General features: G+C 44.5%; 19 protein-coding genes. 14 read left to right on the top strand and 5 right to left on the bottom strand.

Going from position 1 to position 20,077, the window contains the following annotated elements; all coding sequences use genetic code 11:
* Positions 1–59: 59 nt before the first annotated feature.
* A complete protein-coding gene (gene pta / locus G476_RS0119935) occupies positions 60–1,037 on the top strand; it encodes a phosphate acetyltransferase (protein ID WP_026691642.1) in 978 nt (325 codons plus the stop codon).
* A gap of 546 nt (positions 1,038–1,583) precedes the next feature.
* On the opposite strand, the gene lipL is transcribed toward pta, so the two are convergent.
* Complete coding sequence (gene lipL, locus G476_RS0119925; RefSeq protein ID WP_035187493.1) at positions 1,584–2,402, bottom strand: octanoyl-[GcvH]:protein N-octanoyltransferase; 819 nt, start codon at positions 2,400–2,402, stop codon at positions 1,584–1,586.
* A gap of 310 nt (positions 2,403–2,712) precedes the next feature.
* Here lipL and G476_RS0119920 point away from each other — a divergent pair, with 310 nt between their 5' ends.
* From G476_RS0119920 to G476_RS0119900, 5 genes are all read left to right on the top strand, one after another.
* A complete protein-coding gene (locus G476_RS0119920; RefSeq protein WP_026691640.1) occupies positions 2,713–2,940 on the top strand; it encodes a YuzB family protein in 228 nt (75 codons plus the stop codon).
* A gap of 219 nt (positions 2,941–3,159) precedes the next feature.
* On the top strand, positions 3,160–4,464 hold the full coding sequence (locus tag G476_RS0119915; RefSeq protein WP_026691639.1) for an HD domain-containing protein: 1,305 nt from the start codon (positions 3,160–3,162) through the stop codon (positions 4,462–4,464).
* Positions 4,465–4,466: 2 nt separating this feature from the next.
* Positions 4,467–4,988: a YwgA family protein gene (locus G476_RS0119910; RefSeq protein ID WP_026691638.1), complete on the top strand. Its 522-nt coding sequence runs from the start codon at positions 4,467–4,469 to the stop codon at positions 4,986–4,988.
* A gap of 13 nt (positions 4,989–5,001) precedes the next feature.
* The gene (locus G476_RS0119905; RefSeq protein ID WP_026691637.1) at positions 5,002–5,307 is read left to right on the top strand and encodes an antibiotic biosynthesis monooxygenase family protein; all 306 of its coding nucleotides are present in this window, start codon (positions 5,002–5,004) and stop codon (positions 5,305–5,307) included.
* Positions 5,307–5,660, top strand: coding sequence for a hypothetical protein (locus tag G476_RS0119900; RefSeq protein WP_035187490.1), 354 nt, complete (start codon positions 5,307–5,309; stop codon positions 5,658–5,660). The genes G476_RS0119905 and G476_RS0119900 overlap by 1 nt, the downstream gene beginning before the upstream one ends.
* Positions 5,661–5,697: 37 nt before the next feature.
* Here the strand turns inward: G476_RS0119900 and G476_RS0119895 are convergent, their stop codons facing one another.
* The gene (locus G476_RS0119895; RefSeq protein WP_026691635.1) at positions 5,698–5,889 is read right to left on the bottom strand and encodes a 2-hydroxymuconate tautomerase; all 192 of its coding nucleotides are present in this window, start codon (positions 5,887–5,889) and stop codon (positions 5,698–5,700) included.
* Between the two features lie 314 nt (positions 5,890–6,203).
* Between G476_RS0119895 and G476_RS0119890 the strand changes: the two genes are divergently transcribed.
* A complete protein-coding gene (locus tag G476_RS0119890; protein ID WP_026691634.1) occupies positions 6,204–6,731 on the top strand; it encodes a YwhD family protein in 528 nt (175 codons plus the stop codon).
* 166 nt (positions 6,732–6,897) lie between these two features.
* On the opposite strand, the gene G476_RS0119885 is transcribed toward G476_RS0119890, so the two are convergent.
* On the bottom strand, positions 6,898–8,979 hold the full coding sequence (locus G476_RS0119885; RefSeq protein ID WP_026691633.1) for a transglycosylase domain-containing protein: 2,082 nt from the start codon (positions 8,977–8,979) through the stop codon (positions 6,898–6,900).
* 375 nt (positions 8,980–9,354) lie between these two features.
* Here G476_RS0119885 and speE point away from each other — a divergent pair, with 375 nt between their 5' ends.
* The 6 genes from speE to G476_RS0119855 all read left to right on the top strand — a co-directional run bounded on the left by speE (position 9,355) and on the right by G476_RS0119855 (position 15,445).
* Positions 9,355–10,182: a spermidine synthase gene (speE, locus tag G476_RS0119880; protein ID WP_026691632.1), complete on the top strand. Its 828-nt coding sequence runs from the start codon at positions 9,355–9,357 to the stop codon at positions 10,180–10,182.
* Between the two features lie 12 nt (positions 10,183–10,194).
* Positions 10,195–11,070 carry an agmatinase gene (gene speB, locus G476_RS0119875; RefSeq protein WP_026691631.1) on the top strand — a complete coding sequence of 292 codons (876 nt, stop codon included), beginning with the start codon at positions 10,195–10,197 and terminating at the stop codon, positions 11,068–11,070.
* Between the two features lie 717 nt (positions 11,071–11,787).
* Positions 11,788–12,228 (top strand): YwiB family protein, encoded by a 441-nt coding sequence (locus G476_RS0119870; protein WP_035187487.1) that lies wholly within the window; start codon positions 11,788–11,790, stop codon positions 12,226–12,228.
* Positions 12,225–13,895 (top strand): arginine--tRNA ligase, encoded by a 1,671-nt coding sequence (gene argS, locus G476_RS0119865; protein ID WP_026691629.1) that lies wholly within the window; start codon positions 12,225–12,227, stop codon positions 13,893–13,895. Before G476_RS0119870 ends, argS begins: the two co-directional genes overlap by 4 nt.
* Positions 13,896–14,062: 167 nt before the next feature.
* Positions 14,063–14,230: a XapX domain-containing protein gene (locus tag G476_RS22650; protein ID WP_035187485.1), complete on the top strand. Its 168-nt coding sequence runs from the start codon at positions 14,063–14,065 to the stop codon at positions 14,228–14,230.
* Between the two features lie 417 nt (positions 14,231–14,647).
* Positions 14,648–15,445 carry an alpha/beta fold hydrolase gene (locus G476_RS0119855; protein ID WP_026691628.1) on the top strand — a complete coding sequence of 266 codons (798 nt, stop codon included), beginning with the start codon at positions 14,648–14,650 and terminating at the stop codon, positions 15,443–15,445.
* An 83-nt stretch (positions 15,446–15,528) separates the two neighbouring features.
* On the opposite strand, the gene uvsE is transcribed toward G476_RS0119855, so the two are convergent.
* Positions 15,529–16,482 carry a UV DNA damage repair endonuclease UvsE gene (gene uvsE, locus G476_RS0119850; RefSeq protein WP_026691627.1) on the bottom strand — a complete coding sequence of 318 codons (954 nt, stop codon included), beginning with the start codon at positions 16,480–16,482 and terminating at the stop codon, positions 15,529–15,531.
* Positions 16,483–16,500: 18 nt separating this feature from the next.
* Entirely contained in the window at positions 16,501–17,703 is a 1,203-nt protein-coding gene (cls, locus tag G476_RS0119845; protein ID WP_051314978.1) for a cardiolipin synthase, read from the bottom strand.
* 226 nt (positions 17,704–17,929) lie between these two features.
* Between cls and G476_RS0119840 the strand changes: the two genes are divergently transcribed.
* Entirely contained in the window at positions 17,930–20,008 is a 2,079-nt protein-coding gene (locus G476_RS0119840) for a (Fe-S)-binding protein (protein WP_026691625.1), read from the top strand.
* Positions 20,009–20,077: the final 69 nt, after the last annotated feature.

The following is a 20,077-nucleotide window of genomic DNA, read 5'->3' as shown; positions in this document are numbered from 1 at the left end:
GAAAGGAGTATCCTTAAGGATAAAGGTCAGAATAGGTATGAAAACAAGGAGGAATCATTGTGAGCGACTTATTTAAAGGCATTTCGGAAAAAGTAAGAGCCCAAAACCCGACGATCGTTTTCCCAGAAGGAACAGACGAGCGTATTATTGAAGCAACTTCCCGCTTGAAAAAAGACGGAGTACTCAAGCCCGTACTTGTAGGAAACAAAGGTGAAGTAGAAGCAAAGGCTAGTGAGATCGGTGTATCTGTAGACGGAATCGACATTTTCGACCCGGAAACGTACGAGCACTTTGAAGAGCTAGTGGAAGCTTTCGTTGAGCGCCGCAAAGGAAAAGCGACTCATGACGATGCACGTCAAATCTTAAAGCAACCAAACTACTTTGGTACAATGCTTGTTTACGTAGACAAAGCCCACGGCCTCGTAAGTGGTGCGGCACACTCTACAGGAGATACGGTTCGTCCTGCCCTTCAAATCATTAAAACAAAAGAAGGCGTGAAAAAGACATCTGGCGTATTCGTCATGGTGAAAAACGAAGAGAAATATATCTTCGGTGATTGTGCAATCAACATCTCACCAGATAGCAACGATCTTGCGGAAATCGCTATTGAAGCCGCGAAAACGGCTCGTGTATTCGACATCGACCCTAAAGTAGCGATGCTGAGCTTCTCTACAAAAGGCTCTGCAAAAAGCCCTGAAACAGAGCGCGTTGTGGATGCGACTCAAATCGCAATCGAGCGTGAACCAGGCCTCACATTGGACGGAGAATTCCAATTCGACGCTGCATTCGTTCCATCTGTAGCAGCTAAAAAAGCACCAGACTCTCCTTTAAACGGAGAAGCAAACGTGTTCGTATTCCCTAGCCTGGAAGCGGGTAACATCGGCTACAAAATCGCACAACGTCTCGGTAACTACGAAGCCATCGGACCGATCTTACAAGGTCTTAACAAGCCGGTAAACGACTTGTCTCGTGGTTGTAACGTGGAAGACGTGTACAAGCTTGCATTGATTACAGCCATGCAAGGACTAGCTGAATAATAGATCAATCGTTTGACCTCACTCGTGTATGCGGGTGAGGTTTTTGTTGGGAAGGGGATGTGGTGTGGGGGAGGTCATCATTTTGGACTAACCGGTGAATAAAGAGAGCGAAGCCGCGAAAAGAGGAGGAGTGGCCGGTAATAAGAGTGGTGAAGCCGTGAAAGGGGAGGCTATTCCGTAGAAAAGAGAGGCAGAACCCGTTAATAACCCCTAAATATGAGGTTGGTAGTAAGTGAGAGTGTGGGGGAGTCTAACCCGGTAAGAGGGGGAGCGAAGCCGTGATAAGAGGAAGAGTAGCCGTTAATGAGAAAGATAAAGCGGGGAAAAAGAATTCTATGCCGTAGAAAAGTGGATTTCAACCCGTTAAAAACCCCTTATTAGGGGGTTAGTAGTAAGTGAAGGGGGAAGTGGTGGACGGTGTGCGGCGGGCTAACCTGTTTAAGTGGCAGTCCAACCTGTTTAAATGAGAAGCTAACCTGTTTAAACGCCCCACCCCCTACACAAAAAAAGTCGCCTTCTCCTGAAAAGAAGGACGACTCTACTCAATTAAACAATTTTCTCGTTCCGCTTTACCATACGCTTCAAGTTCTCTTCATAAACGCTCCATTGTTCCTCACTCAGTTCCACATTCCCAAGCTTTTCCCCATACTCCTTCAACGTGAGTAGCATGGAATGAAGCATCTCGGTTATAGGAAGCGTTTCTCCTGTGAGTTCTTCTAAAGACACCATCTTCAGTGGAACAATATTCGGGTAGGTGAATTTTGTTTCTTCTCTACCAATAGCTGCATCATAAAAGCGGCGAACAAGATCGGCCCGTTCACTTCCGCTACCGGTAACAGCAAGGTAAATTTGTACTGCAACGCCGCCCCGAAGGCGACGTTGGGAGATTCCTGCAAACTTCCGGCCCCCAACACTCAAGTCGTATCGACCGGGACAGTAGCTTTCTACAATCTCTCCATCTTCAATATCAAGGTCGAATCCTTTAAACCACTCTTTCACAAAAGAGACCATTGCTTCATATCCGCTATCAATAGAGAGACGCTTTTCATCTTTAAAAATCAAACTCAGGTTCAAAACACCTTCATCAAGAACAACTGCCAGTCCTCCGGAGTTCCGGACGATCACGTTGTACCCTTCCGATTTCAAAAGGTCAATCCCTTTTTCAATATGAGGTAACCGGCTGTCTTGAATGCCTAACACCACCGTACGATCATGCACCCACGTCCTGGCAATTCCCCAATCCTCATGATCAGACACCAGGCGACAGAGCGTGTCATCCATGGCAAAAGAATGCATTGGGTTTTCTGTAAGACCGGTCACGGACTCATCCATCACATACCAGCGATTTCTATGTAAAATACTCATCGTTTCTTTCTCCTTAAACGCCTTATTCAAACCCTTAAAGTATATCACAAATTGGACAAGGTTACCGTTGCATTCCCTAACTCTCACATAGTAAAATACACGTTAGTGGAAACGGAAAGAATGCTGTTTTTTATCCGTCGTGTGTAGCGGATTTTTGTAATAGAAACGCATGAAAACTACGTTTGCAAAGCTTTAAATAGATTAGCAAAATGAGGATGCCTCTTAGTCAGAAAACGTATTATGTGAAGCACAGCCTTGTACACTGACGCAAGAGGCTACTCATTAATTGAAAAATAAAGTGGTGAATCCCGTGGCAAATGAATTTCGCATCTGTGACGATTGTCAGGCCACAAACATCCAGACACTCGTTCCAAAGTTAAAAGAGCTGGATCCATGTGCCGAAGTAAAGGTCGGATGCCAAGCGTACTGCGGACCTGGTCGAAAAAAGGCATTTACTTTTGTGAACGACAGAGCAGTGACTGGCTTAAGCGAAGAACAGTTGATTGAAAAAGTGAAAAAGCGCATGAAACGATCTTAACCAACGAAGGAGGGGGATCGAGACCAAATGTCTCGGCAGTCGCCCTCCTTTGTATTGTCTTTCATACAAAAACTGCCAAAAAACGTGCGCAAATCGACAAGAAGTTCCTTTTTTTTACCCCGTACTTTAGTATAATAAGATCAGGGTATTGAACGGTACAGAATTAAACATCAAGATTGTCAGCTGCCAAAGGAGTGCAGGAAAGGAGCCTTATCTTACATGAACGGCCCATTTAAAAAACTAAGCGAAGAAAAAGTGTTCAAAGATCCGGTCCATCGTTACATCCATGTCCGTGATGAACTTATTTGGAAACTGGTCGGCACGCGGGAATTCCAGCGTTTACGCCGTGTCAGACAGTTAGGTACAACGTATGTCACGTTTCACGGAGCAGAACATACGCGTTTTAATCATTCACTTGGGGTATATGAAATTATGCGCCGAATGGTAGAAACGATTGAAGAAAAAGAAAACTGGGATCCTGAAGAGCGACTCGTTTGTTTAAGCGCAGCCCTTCTGCACGATGTAGGCCATGGCCCTTTTTCACACTCCTTCGAGAAAGTATTTCATACAGACCACGAACATTGGACGAGAGAAATCATTCTTGGCAATACGGAAGTGAACCGTGTTTTAAAAGAAATCAGCGACGCTTTTCCTCAAAAGGTAGCAGATGTAATTGGGAAGACGTACGATAACAAGCTTGTGATCAGCTTGATTTCGAGCCAAATTGACGCTGACCGCATGGATTACTTGCAGCGCGACGCTTTTTACACCGGCGTAAGCTACGGACACTTTGATATGGAGCGTATTCTCCGTGTGATGAGGCCGACGGAAGATCAAGCCGTGTTTAAATACAGTGGCATGCACGCTGTCGAAGATTATATTATGAGCCGCTATCAAATGTATTGGCAGGTATACTTCCACCCAGTTACGAGAAGTGCGGAAGTGATTTTAAGCAAAATCCTACATAGAGCGAAACACCTTTATGAAGCGGGATATGAATTTAAGGACGAGCCTCGTCACTTTAAGTCTCTTTTCTCAGGAAGCATTACGTTGGAAGACTACTTAAAGCTCGACGAAGCAGTTATTATGTATTATTTCCAGATGTGGCAGGAAGAAGACGATCCGATCTTGAAGGACTTGTGCGACAGGTTTATGGACCGACGTTTGTTTAAATATGTAGAGTGTGATCCGAGTACGCAAATGAAAATATGGCCGGAGCTTCTTCAACTCTTTAAAGAGGCTGATATTGACCCGTCGTATTACCTTGTCATTGACTCGTCATCGGACCTTCCTTATGACTTTTACCGCGGAGGAGAGGATGAAGAGCGTCTACCGATTCACTTACTCATGCCAGGGGGAGAGCTTCGAGAGCTTTCTCGTAAATCGGACGTTGTTGAAGCCATTTCGGGTAAAAAAAGAACAGACCATAAATTGTACTTTCCAAAGGACTTTTTGGAGGACGAAAGTACACACAAAGAGATTAAACAACGAATCAAGACTTTACTTATGACTCAGGGGGGATAAGTATGCTTAACGAGCATGCGAAATTGCTGACACTTATTCAGCAGGCAGGAGAAATCGTCGGGCGAAAGAAATTACAGAAAATCGTATATATCGCTAAGAAGCTCGACCTTCCTTTTTACGAAAAATATCAGTTCAGAATGTATGGCCCATACTCCGAAGAGCTATCCGTACGTATGGAAGAGATGAGAGACTTAGGCTTTATTTCGGAAGTGAAAGAGGATAAAAGCAGCTATCACCAGTTTCGCTACTCTCTTACAGAAAAGGGAGAAGAGTTTCTGACCATTTCTGACTTCGACTTTCCTAACCCTAAAGCGATACTCGATGACCTGAACAGTAAAAGCTCACGTTTCCTTGAACTTGTATCCACCATGTTCTATTTCGAAGAACTTACCAACGAAGAGATTAAAGAAAAGGTGTTTACAATCAAGGCGAAACAAAACTACACTGAAGAAGAGGTGGAAGAGGCATTTCGCTACATTGATGCTTTACGCCAATCTAAGGTGAGCGAGTCGTTTGCCAAATAAGGAGAGTGTTAGCTTGTATATCGTACACTCGGTAGTAACGATCCCGGAAGAAAAGTCTGACGAAGTCATCGGACTCTATAAAAACCGTTCAAAGCTTGTGGACGAAGCGGAAGGGTTCATTTCTTTTAAATTGCTTCAAAACCGCCACAAAGCCGGTGAACTTACTGTACAGATGGAATGGGAAACAGAGAAGGATTATTTGGACTGGATTCGCAGCGATGACTTTAAACGCATACACGAACTGGAAAAGAAGTATCCTGACAAAGAGCTTGCCAACATAAAAGCACGTGTACACCAATACAAGGTGGTGGCAACATAATGGTCTCACAGGAAGAGGAAGATCGCATTGCCATTAAGCTGACGGATCGTTTTTACGAAGAGTACGGTGATATGCTTGAAAAGTTCGGTGATCGTGGCAAAAAGCACACAAGAAATGATATCCACCATCATTTTGATTACTTGAAAACATCGGAAAAGCTTAACAATAAGACTGTGTTTATCGACTACGCTACATGGTTGAATACGGTTTTGACGAGCAGGGATGTGCCAACTGAACTGCTAATGAAAAATTTCGAATGGATCGTAGAAGAGCTCGAGAATCATGATGATCCACCTGTTTTTTATATCGAAACCCTTCACCTTGCTATAAAAGAATTGCACGAACAAGAGTAACAAAAAAGACGACCATCGAAGGTCGTCTTTTTACGATTTACGGCATAATGTCGCTAATGCGCTCACCGTTTACACCATAATGGGCTGGTGACATTTCTTCAATGATCACGGCTACTTTTTCTCTCGGGGCTCCCGTGGACTCGGAAACGGCATCCGTTACTTTTTGAACCAGCTCACGTTTTTGGTCGTCTGTACGGCCTTCGAGCATTTTAACTGTTACGTATGGCAAAGTCATCGGTCCTTTCTTGTTATAAGGTTAGTTATCTAATAGACGTTCTTTCCCTACTTTAAACGGGTTCGTGACATTCGTCACGTTTTTTGTCTGGTGGAAGTGATGGATAACGAGGGAAAAGTGATTGATAAATCCGAAAGTCGATGAAGAACGGGAGCAAGTCGATGAAGAACGGGAGAAAGTCGATGAACAAATCCCAAAGTCGATCGACCACTAGCCCCACCATTTCCCCACAGAAACAGCCATGACATGCAAGTTTGAAAATGAATATGATAAACTAAACGAAATGACGTTCGAATGGAGGATGGGTTATGAAAAATTTGTTTGACGATAATAAAGGAAAAAAGCGTGGACAAGGCTTTAATATATTGAGTTCGGATTCTACAGATGGACACGGTGGGTATGGATCTGGTGTTCTTAACTTGAACAACATGTCCCCAGTGTTCATCGATGTCAATGAAGGGGAAGCCTTCGTGGATATGGGGGCTCTTCATGCAAGAAGCTCCGTAGAAAAAGGGATTAAGTTCCTTCATGAAAAAGACAAAGTACCTAATGGAAAGCCCTATTGGCTTGTGTGGGTGACGGTTGAAGATAAGGGCGAAGGACCGTTCTACTATGGCGTAACCGCTTGTGAACTAACGGTAGACCGTGAGATCCGCCGAGGATACAAGAGTCTTCCAGAGCACGTAAATAATATGGACCGTTCACTTAAAGGGCGGATCATTGTTGATCAGATGGACGACAAGTCAAAAGGAGTACTAGCAACGTTTCTTGAAAGCCACAACAAAGACGTTTGGGAGCGTTCAACCGATACATTAAAAGAAGGCTTAAACGCATAACAATTGTGAACGTCTTGTGAACAAATGAAAAAACCTCAACAATGTCACTTGCGAATTCGACATGAAGTTTGTAAACTTAGAACTACGTGTCTAACACACACAATACTAAGACAAAAAGACAAGCGAAGGGAATGCCAACCCTTCGCTTGTCTTTTTTATAGAACGTTTAATCAAACCATTTAAAGAAGCGATCGATAAATCGAGTTGGTTCTTGTTCGATTGGCTCGCTTTTTTTACCCGACTGCCCGTCCAAGTGGTCGGTGCAATACTCTGTTGGCTCTGTACCTTGGAGAAAATAAGACGTCCGCTGAACCGGACAAGCATCTGTAGCGAGCTTCCCGTTGATCGGATTAATGACCACACTTGTTACATTCGGCGGCTGTTCAAAAGGTAAAATCAGGTCATCGGCCAATGCTTCCCGCATAAACTGAGCCCAAATCCTCTTTGAGTACAATCCCCATTCATTCGAAGATGGCAGGTTACTTAACTGCTGGTCGTTTCCTACCCACACCCCAGTAAGCAGTTGAGGGGTATACCCAATCATCCAACTGTCATGAGAGGTTGAACCACTTTTCCCGGCAATCGGTCGGTCAAGTAAATGAATCAAGCTTCGCCCCGTAACCGCGGTTCCGGATCGGGGGTCGTTCAATCCCATCTCGAACATGCCGTGCATCATGTCTGTCATGATAAAAGCATAGGCAGGATCAATGATGCGTTCTGAATGAGAGTCTGCCACATACAAATCATTACCGTTTCGATCAACGACGCGGGTGACCAAAGTAGGGTCAACACCGTAACCGCCATTAGCAAAAGGGCTGTAGGCATTCGTCATTTCAATCACGCTCACGTCGGCTGCACCTAACGCCAAGGATGGGTTAGCGCTCACTGGACTATCAATTCCAAATCGCTTCACCGTATTTACGAGCGTATCAAAGCCCAAAAGGAAATGCGTTTTCATGGCGTAAATGTTATCGGAAACAGCGAGCGCTTGCATCATCGTTACATTGTCATCTGCGTACCGGTCGTTAAAGTTTTTCGGTGAGTATGTTTTGCGCCCATCATCATATACAAAATCTGTTGCTTCTACTTTAAACTGCGTGTTTGGCCTAAACCCTTCTTCAAGGGCCGCGTAGTAGAGAAGGGGCTTCATTGTCGATCCCGCTTGTCTTTTGGCTTGAGTAGCCCTGTTAAACGAGCTTTCCTGATAATCTCTGCCTCCGACCATCGCTTGCACGTGACCGTTGGCTGGGTTCATGGCTACAAAAGCCACTTGTAAATCATAGGGGCCGGCCATCTCCTTTTCAATCCACTCTTCCGCGATCTGCTGCTGTTGACGGTCCAAGGTGGTGTGAATCGCCAGTCCTGAAGAATGAATGGTGGCTGCGTCCATCCCTAACTCGTTTTCAAGGAAGGATTGAACAGCATCTTGAAAATACGGAGCTGTTCGCTTACCTTGAAAATCCCTGAACGCATCAGGCTCAACCGTTTCATTTAACGCTTGCTCATACTCCTTATTCGTAATGCTTTCCGTATCAAGCATGGCTTGAAGAACGAGTTTTTGCCTGGCGTAAGATTGAGTCGGGTTGTTATGTGGTGAGTACAGCCCTGGCCCTTTTGGAATACCTGCTAAAAGGGCCGCTTCACTCACGGACAGGCTAGATGCCGGTTTACCAAAGTAAAAGTTTGCCGCCGCTTCAATTCCGTAAGCGCCGTGACCGTAGTAAATCGTATTTAAATAGCCTTCGAGTATTTCTTCTTTTGTGTAGTGCATTTCTAGACGAAGGGCGTACATAGCTTCGTTGAGTTTACGTACCCACGTCTTGTCGTGTGTCAGGTACAAGTTTCTAGCATACTGCTGCGTAATCGTACTTGCCCCTTGAAGTTTTGAACCTGCTGTCACGTTCGTAAGAGCCGCCCGTCCAATTCGAAGCATATCGAATCCGTGGTGATCGTAAAACTTGCGGTCCTCAATGGCAACTGTAGCCCTCTTGATGTGATCCCCCATCTCATCAAGAGAGATCCAATGGCGGTTTTGTCCTTCGTGTTGCTCACCGATCACTTCCCCGTCTGCGGAATAAATGACGGTCGTTTCCGGTACAGAAAGGGACGGAGCACCTAATTGATACACATAGCCAAGGAGAATCGCTGTCACAACCATCTTGCTGACCATGGAAAAAAGGCCAAGGCGAATCAGTTGTCGAATACTTTTGTTCTTTTTTCGTTGCTCTGACCGAGTTCTAATTTCCATCCCTTTCACCTCGTTAACGGAAAATATATGAGTTATTTCCACAGTTTTCCACAAAGGGAGGCGAGTTATACATCAAGGGAGAAGGTGTCCAAGAATATATAAAAATAGTAGTGTAAAGAGGTCTGTTGTTTAGGAAAAAACAGACTGTCCTCTGAAGGGAAATACACCTCAGAACGCTGTACTTAAAATCACACGAAAAAACTATTCCCATTTCAAAAAGGATCGGCTATACTTCAATAGATTAGAACATAATAATCGCCCATCTTCCTTTTCGTGCAAGTTTTCGGCCCCCGCCGGGTTACGTTAAAGATGTTTACGAAAAAGGCCAGGCGTGAATGCAATAAATAACTCACATATATTTAAGAGGTGAAAGCTTTGTCTATTTGGTTTACAGAAAAACAAACAAAAGATTTCGGAATTACAGCACGTATCAAGCAAACGTATCACAGTGAAAAAACAGAATTTCAACAGCTTGACATGGTTGAAACAGCGGAGTTTGGCAACATGCTTCTTCTTGACGGAATGGTCATGACAACGGAAAAAGACGAGTTTGTTTATCACGAAATGGTCGCGCACGTTCCGCTTTTTACCCACCCGAACCCAAAGAACGTCCTCGTTGTAGGCGGTGGTGACGGCGGTGTGATTCGCGAAATCCTCAAGCACCCTTCCGTGGAAAAAGCGACACTCGTTGAAATTGACGGAAAAGTGATCGAGTACTCCAAGGAGTATTTACCTTCAATTGCTGGGAAGCTAGAAGATCCTCGCGTAGAAGTAAAAGTGGATGACGGATTCATGCACATTGCGAAAAGTGAAGCCGATTATGACGTGATTATGGTCGATTCTACAGAACCTGTAGGACCAGCCGTGAACCTATTTACAAAAGGATTCTATGAAGGAATCTCAAAAGCGTTGAAAGAGGACGGCGTATTCGTTGCGCAAACGGACAACCCTTGGTTCCATCAAGACCTTATCCGTAACGCTTACCGCGACGTGAAAGAAACGTTCCCGATCACACGCCTATATACAGCGAACATTCCAACGTACCCAAGCGGACTTTGGACGTTCACAATTGGCTCAAAAAAGCACGACCCTCTTGAAGTGGCCGAAGACCGCTTCCATGAGCTTGAAACAAAATACTATACAAAAGACATCCACCGAGCAGCGTTTGTTCTGCCTAAATTTGTGGAAGATCTCTTGAAGTAAGGAGGTCGTAACATGTTTTTTGACCAAGGTTACTCCGGTCGTGTGTTCATCATGGGAGACCGCTCTTACGAAGAGAGCGACATCGTGATTTACGGCATGCCGATGGATTACACAGTAAGCTTTCGTCCAGGATCCCGCTTTGGACCGAACCGGGTGCGGGAGTCGTCAATCGGGCTTGAAGAGTACAGCCCATATATGGACCGTCACTTAGAAGACGTGAAGTATCATGACGCTGGGGATATGCTATTGCCTTTCGGAAATGCAGGAAAAAGCCTCGATATGATTGAACAATACGTGGATCAACTCATTACCGACGGCAAATTCCCTCTAGGAATCGGTGGCGAGCATCTTGTGTCGTGGCCCATTATCCGTGCCATGCATAAAGAATACGATGATCTTGCCGTGATTCATATCGACGCTCACGCAGACCTTCGTGAAGAATACGAAGGGGAAGAGCTGTCTCACTCTACGCCAATCCGAAAAACGTGCAAGCTGATCGGACCTGAAAACGTCTATTCGTTTGGGATTCGTTCTGGTATGCGCGAAGAGTTTCAGTATGCAAAAGAGAGCGGCATGCACATGAGCAAGTATGAAGTGGCAGCACCGTTAAAAGAAATTTTGCCAACTTTAAAAGGGCGCCCAGTGTATGTGACCATCGACATCGACGTATTGGACCCGGCTTTTGCACCGGGAACAGGAACGGCCGAAGCAGGGGGCATCACTTCAAAAGAGCTTCTTGAAGCCATTGTGGCAATTGCCGAGTCTGACATCAATGTCGTCGGCTGTGACCTTGTTGAAGTGTCACCTCCATACGATCCATCAGACCAAACAGCCATCGCCGCAAGCAAATTCATCCGTGAAATGATCTTAGGATGGACAAAAAAATAAACAAATCCAAGCAACCTGCTAAGTGGCGGGTTGTTTTTGTATAACTAAATGAACGAATAAGTAGCGTTAACGTACTACTTACGTTAACAACAGAATTGAAACAATACTTGTTCGTGTTAGTGAAAATGGAGCGAAAGGTGGCGACTCCTGCGGAAATAGCAAAAGCATTACTTCATGAGCCTGCTGCGGTCTGCTTCGACACATATACGCCTCGGAGCATTACTGGAAGAGGAAGAAGCATCGGCCGAAGACCCCGCAGGCCGCTTTTGCCGAGGGTGGCTGAGGAGATGCCCGCGGAAAGCGCCGCCTGTAGCGCAATGACCTCAACTTAACTTGTTGGAATCACTTTAAGAAAGTTCATATATCGATTTTCGTAATTAACCAAACGGTTTAACAAGTAAACATTGTCTAATACCCCCAACCCCCACACCTTGTATCGAAGGCACTGAAAAAGTTCGATTTTTAACTTTTTCAGTGCCTTCGATGCAATGAGTGTAACGGTTGCATGTTTTGGAAGCCTGTTACGAGGGGGGTTCTCGTAACAGGCGCGCAACCAAGTGAAGCCATTGCCATTTAAATAAAGGCAGTGAAAAAGTCGAGGTGTACTTTTTCAGTGGCTTCCTTGTATAAAGGGGGTATTATCAGCTATAATACTTAAGTTATAAGGTTTTTTAATCATGTTCATGATAGAGATATACAGAAAGTTCGGTGACTCAAATGGAAGGACTACTCGTCCATATTCATATGAAAACACAAATAAACGATTCCGGCCGTAAAGAAACAAACACGGTCAACGCAACAGGGCGCCTCCTGTCAAAAGGAGATGTCACGTACCTGCGCTTTGAAGAGCCCGTAGAAGAAGGGCTTGATAAAACAATGCAGACCTTAAAAGTGCAACAAGGAGAAATGTCGGTGATCCGAAAAGGAGCCGTAAATATGAACCAACGATTTATTACAGGCGTGGAAACGGAAGGAACGTACCACAGTCCATTTGGGCCGATGCGTATGCTTACGGATACAAAAAACGTGCGATTCTTGTGGGATGAGTCCGCAAACCGAGGAGAGATCCGACTTAACTACTCTTTAACGTTACAAGGGGAATTCGCAGGTGACTACGATATGCGCGTCACATTAAAGGAGGACAAAGAAACACAATGAGCCAAGTAGAGGAAATGAAACAGCTGTTAAAAGACGAAATCAAACAATCCGTAATTCAAGCAGGACTTGCTTCTGAGGAGGAGCTTCCAGAACCGGTTATTGAGCTACCTAAGGACAAAGCTCATGGGGACTACGCAACAAATATGGCCATGCAACTAGCGCGAATTGCGAAAAAAGCCCCTCGCATGATCGCAGAAGAAATGGCTGCGAACTTTAACAAAGAACGTGCCCACGTAAAGGACATCGATATTGCAGGACCTGGGTTTATGAACTTTTTCATGGACAACAGCTACTTAAGTGATATTGTGCGCACCGTGTTGGAAAAAGGCAGTGACTACGGCCGCACGAATGTTGGTCAAAACAAGTCCATCCAAGTGGAGTTCGTGTCCGCTAACCCAACAGGTACCCTTCACTTAGGGCATGCAAGAGGAGCTGCAGTAGGTGACTCTCTATGCAACATCTTAGATAAAGCAGGCTATGATGTAGCTCGTGAGTATTACATTAACGATGCAGGTAACCAAATTGAAAATCTAGCTTTAAGCTTGGAAACTCGTTATCTTGAAGCGCTTGGTGAAGAAGCAAAAATGCCTGAAGACGGCTACCAAGGCCAAGATATTATCGGATTTGCAAAAGAAATCGTAGAAGTGTACGGTGATCGTTTCAAGACGACGCCTCGCGAAGAGCGACTTGAATTCTTCCGTGAATATGGGCTAAAGCGTGAGCTGGATAAATTAAAAGAAGACTTGGCTAGCTTTCGAGTTAATTTTGACAACTGGTACTCTGAAACATCCCTTTATACAACAGGAAAAGTAGAAGCGATCTTAGAAGAGCTTCAAGAAAAAGGGGAAACGTACGAGAAAGACGGCGCTCTTTGGTTTGAATCCACGAAATACGGAGATGACAAAGACCGCGTTCTTGTAAAGGGAGACGGATCCTACACGTACCTTACGCCAGATATCTCCTATCATAAAAATAAGTTTGCTCGCGGATTTGAAGAGCTGATCAACATTTGGGGAGCGGACCACCACGGTTACATCCCTCGAATGAAAGCAGCCGTACAAGCTCTTGGGTACAACCAAGATCAACTTGGCGTTCAGATCATCCAAATGGTGAACCTGTTCCAAGACGGTGAACGTGTGAAGATGAGTAAACGTACAGGTAAAGCTGTTACGATGCGCGACTTGATGGAAGAGGTAGGAACAGACGCAACTCGTTACTTCTTTGCCATGAGAGCGGCAGACACACACATGGACTTTGACATGGATTTGGCCGTTTCCAAGTCCAATGAAAACCCTGTATATTACGTGCAGTATGCCCATGCCCGCATTTGCAGCATGATCAGACAAGCGAAAGATGCAGGATTCGAAGCCGATCCATCTGTTGACCTGACACGCTTAAACAGTGAAAAAGAGCTTGATCTCTTGAAAAAAGTCGGAGAGTTTCCTGAAGTCGTTAGTGACGCGGCAGACAAGCGCGCCCCACACCGAGTGGCAAACTATGTATTCGACCTTGCTCAAGCCCTTCACAGCTTCTATAACGCTGAGAAGGTGATTAATGAGGGCGACGCAGAATTAACGAAAGGTCGTCTGGCACTGATGGAGTCCGTGCGTATCACCATTTTAAATGCCTTGGCACTTATTGGCGTTTCAGCTCCTGAAAAAATGTAATGAACCCATACACACGCAAGCCCGCTCATGGGGCTTGCGTGTGTTTTTTATTTTTGCTAAACGTATAGATGTACGAACCTCTTTCTGATAGGATAAAAGGTGTCTATAAGGTGAAGCGCTTACGTACATACTACTAAGACAAAAATGTGTTGAAAAGGGTGAACCTCATGCAAGAAATTATTTTGGCATTAATTGCAGGTCTCGTTGTAGGCTTTCTATTTGCACTTATTAAACTTCCGATGCCAGCACCACCGGCACTAGCGGGGATCATGGGTATCTTTGGTATCTACTTGGGCTACAAACTGTTTGGATTCGTATCGGGCTACTTTGCATAAAACTAGGATGAACAAAAGGGCGTGACACCGCCTTTTTGTTCATCTTTTTTTGTAAGGAGGGGTGGGGAGAGGCTCTGGTCGGTGTGAAGTCGATGAAGAAATCATAAAGTCGATGAACAAACCTCTAGCAAGGGAATAGAAGAGGAGATCCACGGCTGACATGCAAGCGATTCATGGGGGAACTCATGGATTAACGGCTACAAACCCAGCATTCACCGGTTTCCGCCCCACATTCCCGGTTTGGTTCTCCTCATTAACGGCTTGAACGTCACGATTCCCGGTTTGCCCTCCCCAATGCCGGGTTTGCCGACAAATCCCCCCCCTCGGTACAACACCAAACCAAATCCTAAAATCCCTTCATAATGCTCCCTAAAATGAGACAACATATGGAGAGATCATATAAAGGTGGTGGAGCGCGTGCCGTGGACATGTGAGCATAATCGAGCAAGCATTTATTACGAAATTAAAGGCAAAGGGCCTGCCATTTTGTTTATTCATCCGCCAGGGATGGGACACATCACTTTTCGCCATCAAACAGAGGCCTTAAAAGATTCTCATACGGTCATCTTAATGGATGTCAGGGGCAACGGGCGTAGTGGCCTTGATGACTCACCGCTGTCGATGGAACTTCTTGCCGATGATATTAGATGCGTTCTAGATCACGCCGGGATTAAGAAGACGTTTATATGTGGGTATTCGAATGGTGGTTCGATCGTTCAAGAGTTTTGCATTCGCTATCCAGAAAGAACGAGAGGAATGGTTCTCCTCGGTGGTTTTTCAGAAGTGAACAGTTTTTTACTACGCAATGAATTTCGATCGGGAATTATCGCAGCGAGGCTGAAGAAGATGCGTACGATATCAGAAGTTCTGGCAGCGGCCCATGAAAAAGGCGGGAACAGGAAAGACTTAGCGGAATACATCAGACGTACTTCGCCTACCTTTTTAGCCAACCTGTACGATTTAGGCCTTCACTACAAATCTACAGATCGACTTCATCACATTCGCTGTCCGGTTCTTCTCGTATACGGACAGTGGGACTATTACGTTCACCACTACCGATTTATTTTCCAAAAGAAGCTTCAAGTCCCGTGCGATGTTATTTTTATCGGAAAAGCCAGTCATCAACTACCAACAAAACACCCTAAAGTACTGAACCACGTCCTTCATGAGTTTGTGATAAAAAGCATTGAATACAACAAGGAACAACAAAGATAAAAGAAGGCACCGAAAAAGTTCGATCTTTAACTTTTTCGGTGGCATCTAAAAAGCGCTTGAGACCATTTTAGTCTCAAAGCGCTTTATTTGTATTCGACGCTTGCTCCCGTGACTCGCCTCACACCTCGAATCGCACTCACATCTTCCATAAACGTAAGCAGTGCCTTATCCTTTTGCTTCGCTTCAATCATGACATCGAAATCTGTATCGTATTGGCGCATCATCTCAAAGAAGGGCTTAACAAAATTCACATCGAGCCCTGCAGCATGAGCCCGTGAGCGCTCTTTGTCTTTAGGAGAGGAGAGGTGGACTTTCGGGCGAAGTCCCGTATGCTTCCAACTTTCGATTACCCTAGGCATCAACTCTTCCAAAGGAGCTTCTCCTGGAAACACTACGTGATGGTGGTAATCAAAAACGAGAGGGATTTGCTCTTCTCTACATATGGCTAACACGTCTTCTGTGTGATAGGATTTATCATCATTTTCCAGCATGAGCCTGTTTTTTAGAGAGGTAGGCATCTGGTTTATGTTCTTGGAAAAACGCTCGATGGCTTTTTCTTTATCCCCGTATATTCCTCCTACATGAAGAACGAACCGGCATTCATCGAGTCCCATCGCATCAGCCATCTTATGGTGATATCGAAGATCCTCGACTGCACGATCGGTCACGTCTTGCTTGTCTGACGTAAAGAGGGTAAATTGATTTGGATGAAAACTCGTGCGAATATGATGGTCTTTTATTAATTGTCCGAGATCTGCCCACTCTTTTTTAAAAGGGGTAACATAATCCCACGCTGCTTCAGGGTGAGTAGAGAGGGGGACCATGGATGAGGACAATCTGAACAGGTCGATTTGGTGAGCGATACAGTAGTGTATCGCTCGTTTCGTATGAGCTATATTTTTAGCCGTAATGACGTGTAGCTTTTCATGTCGCTCATCTTTTGTCAGTTTTTTAGCATGAGCCCACGTCGTCGTATGAGCGGGAGAAGCGTCCCATAACGAGAGGGCGTGAGATACAAACCCGAATCGGATACGCATGAAAACCTCCTTGATTCATCACATTAGCGGTGCAAGAGCAGTAGCCAATGCTTCTTTCGTTCGTTTTATAAAAGAGCGCTGGTTAAGCTGTTCAATCGTGACCAGATCACTGCGGTTTAAGTCTTCGTTTACTTGAACCATGACCTGTTCAATCCAATTTTCATCATAGATAAGGCAGTTTACTTCATTGTTTAAATAAAAGCTTCGCTTATCGAAATTGGCAGTCCCGATGTCACAGATCTTGTCATCCACGATGATGGCTTTGGAATGATAAAACCCTTGAAAATACATGTGAATGTCGACCCCTGCTTCAATTAACGTACGGAAGTATGGATAAGCCGCATGGATGACAAGAGGATGATCGGGATTCTTTGGCATAATCACACGAATATCCACCCCTCGTTTGGCAGCTTTAATAAGGGCATCCTTCACTTTTTTTCCAGGCACAAAATAAGGACTTCCAATAATGAGCTTGTGTTCCGCTTTATTAATCATGCGAAGAGCGAGGTCTTCCACATGAGCCCCATCAGAAGGGAAGATTTGAATACCCTTCGAGCCTTGTGGCTGTTTTGGATAAAAGGATTCATCATGGACAAGGTCTTCAGAGGAGGCCCTTTTCCAATCAATAAGAAACTGGTTTTGAAGGTCGTTGACTCCTTCTCCTTTTACAGCTAGATGATAATCTCGCCACGGACCAAACTCCGGATCGCGCCCCAAATACTCATCTCCCACGTTAAATCCGCCTATGTAGGCAATGCGACTATCAATAACGGTAATTTTCCGGTGGTTACGCTGATTGGCGCTGTAAAAAAGAAACGGAAACTTCGGCTTATTTGTAATGGCTAGCTTTACCCCAGCTTCTTTTAACGCTTTTTTTCCTTTTCTGGAGATACGGATGCCCATAAAGTCCACCATTAGACGAACGTCGACACCCTCTCTTGCTTTATCTTTTAATTTTTCGAGCATTTTTTTACTGATGTCATCTTCTCTAAAGATATAAAAAAGCATGTGGATATGTTTTTCAGCTGCTTCAATTTCTCCAAAAAGATGGTTAAACAACTTGTCTCCTCGAGCGAAGAATTCCACATCGCTTTTTCTCACAGGAGGCTCCTGAAAAGGAGGGATGTTTTTATGATGAATCCACCGTGCAATTAGAAAATCCACGATAAATAAAAGGATAACAGCTAGGAGAAAGAGAATAACGGTTAAGAGGATATTCATTACTGTCAAAGGTGGTACCTCCTTTTGATGAGACGAATAGCTACTGCTTTTAGTTTCCCTTTCTATATCGAAATCAATCCTTCCGAGGAAAAAAAGTAGTGTGAATGAATACTCATTCATACTTTCTTGTGCTATAATAAAAGACAAAATTCACTCTATTTTCTGAAAAGGGTTTTTCTTCCGTTTTTGTGCGTAAGAAAAATGTCTGAAAGGGGCTGTTTGCATCATGGATCCAATCCACATTAACTGGCTGATGTTCGTTCTTGTAACCGGTTACGCAGTATATTTGTTTGCTACACTGGCGAGAACAAGGATTGCCTACATTAAGCTTGGACAAAAGGCAGAATTCAATCGTTCGGTAAAAGAACGGAAGGACGTCTTCTTTAAACAAGTGTTCGGCCAAGAAAAGTTATTAAAAGATAAGAAGAGTGGAATCATCCATTTAATGTTTTTCTATGGATTTTTACTCGTTCAATTCAGTGCTATCGACTTAATTTGGAAAGGGCTTGCGGTCGGCTCTCATTTGCCACTAGGACCGGTTTATCCGATCTTTACGTTCTTCCAAGAAATTGTCGTAGTCATGATTTTAGTAGCGGTTGTTTGGGCGTTTCACAGACGTTACGTTGAAAAGCTTGTTCGTTTAAAACAGAATGCAAAAGCAGGACTTGTCCTTATTTTTATCGGTGGATTAATGGTTTCCAAACTCTTTGCAAAAGGGATGGAAATGATTTGGCTTGGAAAGTCAGCTACGTGGGCTGAGCCAATTGCAACTGGAATTGCAACGGTATTTGGGCCGATTGGCACAACCGCAGCAGGAGCGTTGTTCTTCGTATTTTGGTGGGCACACCTGTTATTCTTACTTACCTTCCTTGTTTACATTCCACAAGGGAAGCACGCTCACTTAATTGCAGGTCCTGCAAACGTTTACTTAGGGCCGACGCACAAAACGGGTCAACTAAAACCGATTAACTTTGAAGATGAAGATGCAGAGAAGTTCGGGAAAAATCAGATTGAAGAATTTGATCAAAAACAACTTCTCGACTTATATGCCTGTGTGGAGTGTGGGCGCTGTACGAATATGTGTCCGGCTACGGGAACAGGGAAGATGCTTTCCCCAATGGACCTGATCGTAAAAATGCGTGATCATTTAACGGAAAAAGGCGCGGCAGTTACATCCAAGAAGCCATGGATGCCGACTTTCGCGTTTGATAAAACAGAAGGCAATCAGCTTGCTATGGCAGGTGCTGAAAACTACAATGTGAGCTTGATTGGCGACGTTATCACAGAAGAAGAGCTTTGGGCTTGTACGACGTGTCGTAACTGTGAAGATCAGTGCCCAGTAGCTAATGAACATGTTGACAAAATTATCGACATGCGTCGTTATCTTGTTTTGACAGAAGGAAAAATGGATCCGGAAGCCCAGCGTGCCATCACAAACATCGAGCGTCAAGGAAACCCATGGGGGATCAACCGTAAAGAACGTGAAAAGTGGCGCGAAGGTCGTGACGACATTTACGCACCAACAGTAAAAGAATTGAAAAAGGCCGGAGAAGAATTCGAATATCTCTTCTTTGTAGGGTCGATGGGTTCATATGATAATAGAAGCCAAAAAGTCGCCCAGTCTCTTGCAAAAGTGTTGAATGAAGCGGGCGTTAAATTTGCGATTCTAGGAAACAAGGAAAAGAACTCAGGAGATACACCTCGTCGTATCGGTAACGAATTCTTATTCCAAGAGCTTGCGACAGCAAACATTGCCGAGTTCGAGAAAAACGACGTGAAGAAGATTGTGACGTTCGATCCTCACGCCTACAACACGTTGAAAAACGAGTATCCTGACTTCGGTCTCGAAGCGGAAGTCTATCACCATACAGAGCTTCTTTATGAGTTGGTTCGTGACGGACGTTTGAAGCCGACAAAAGAAGTGAACGAAACGATCACGTATCATGATTCATGTTACCTTGGTCGATATAACGATGTTTACAACCCACCTCGTGAAATCTTGAAAGCCATCCCGGGTGTTCAAGTGGTCGAGATGGAACGAAACCGGGAAAACGGCATGTGCTGTGGAGCCGGGGGCGGTATGATGTGGATGGAAGAAGACACAGGTACCCGTGTAAACGAAGCGAGAACGGAGCAAGCCTTAGCCGTTAATCCGTCTGTAATCGGAAGTGCTTGTCCTTACTGCTTAACGATGCTAAGTGACGGAACGAAATCGAAAGAAGTGGAAGAATCCGTAAAAACCATGGATATTGTAGAAATTCTAGAAAAATCTTTGGAAACAAAAAAGGAATCTGTCACGGTATAAAGAAGTAAGTAAAGTGATAGACGGGATAGTCGGAAACGATGATCTTCGTTAGCGAAACATGATTCTCTC

The sequence above is a fragment of the Alteribacter aurantiacus DSM 18675 genome (genome assembly GCF_000429705.1).
GTDB lineage: Bacteria > Bacillota > Bacilli > Bacillales > Salisediminibacteriaceae > Alteribacter > Alteribacter aurantiacus.
This window is presented reverse-complemented; position numbering and strand designations above follow the sequence as displayed.

Bases quoted from the DNA above. Each gene is read 5' to 3' on its own strand.
- G476_RS0119915 (WP_026691639.1), top strand. From the start codon at position 3,160: ATGAACGGCCCATTTAAAAAACTAAGCGAAGAAAAAGTGTTCAAAGAT.
- uvsE (WP_026691627.1), bottom strand. From the start codon at position 16,482: ATGCGTATCCGATTCGGGTTTGTATCTCACGCCCTCTCGTTATGGGAC.
- G476_RS0119885 (WP_026691633.1), bottom strand. From the start codon at position 8,979: ATGGAAATTAGAACTCGGTCAGAGCAACGAAAAAAGAACAAAAGTATT.
- G476_RS0119910 (WP_026691638.1), top strand. From the start codon at position 4,467: ATGCTTAACGAGCATGCGAAATTGCTGACACTTATTCAGCAGGCAGGA.
- argS (WP_026691629.1), top strand. From the start codon at position 12,225: ATGAGCCAAGTAGAGGAAATGAAACAGCTGTTAAAAGACGAAATCAAA.
- cls (WP_051314978.1), bottom strand. From the start codon at position 17,703: ATGAATATCCTCTTAACCGTTATTCTCTTTCTCCTAGCTGTTATCCTT.
- lipL (WP_035187493.1), bottom strand. From the start codon at position 2,402: ATGAGTATTTTACATAGAAATCGCTGGTATGTGATGGATGAGTCCGTG.
- G476_RS0119840 (WP_026691625.1), top strand. From the start codon at position 17,930: ATGGATCCAATCCACATTAACTGGCTGATGTTCGTTCTTGTAACCGGT.
- G476_RS0119870 (WP_035187487.1), top strand. From the start codon at position 11,788: ATGGAAGGACTACTCGTCCATATTCATATGAAAACACAAATAAACGAT.
- G476_RS0119890 (WP_026691634.1), top strand. From the start codon at position 6,204: ATGAAAAATTTGTTTGACGATAATAAAGGAAAAAAGCGTGGACAAGGC.
- G476_RS0119900 (WP_035187490.1), top strand. From the start codon at position 5,307: ATGGTCTCACAGGAAGAGGAAGATCGCATTGCCATTAAGCTGACGGAT.
- G476_RS22650 (WP_035187485.1), top strand. From the start codon at position 14,063: ATGCAAGAAATTATTTTGGCATTAATTGCAGGTCTCGTTGTAGGCTTT.
- speB (WP_026691631.1), top strand. From the start codon at position 10,195: ATGTTTTTTGACCAAGGTTACTCCGGTCGTGTGTTCATCATGGGAGAC.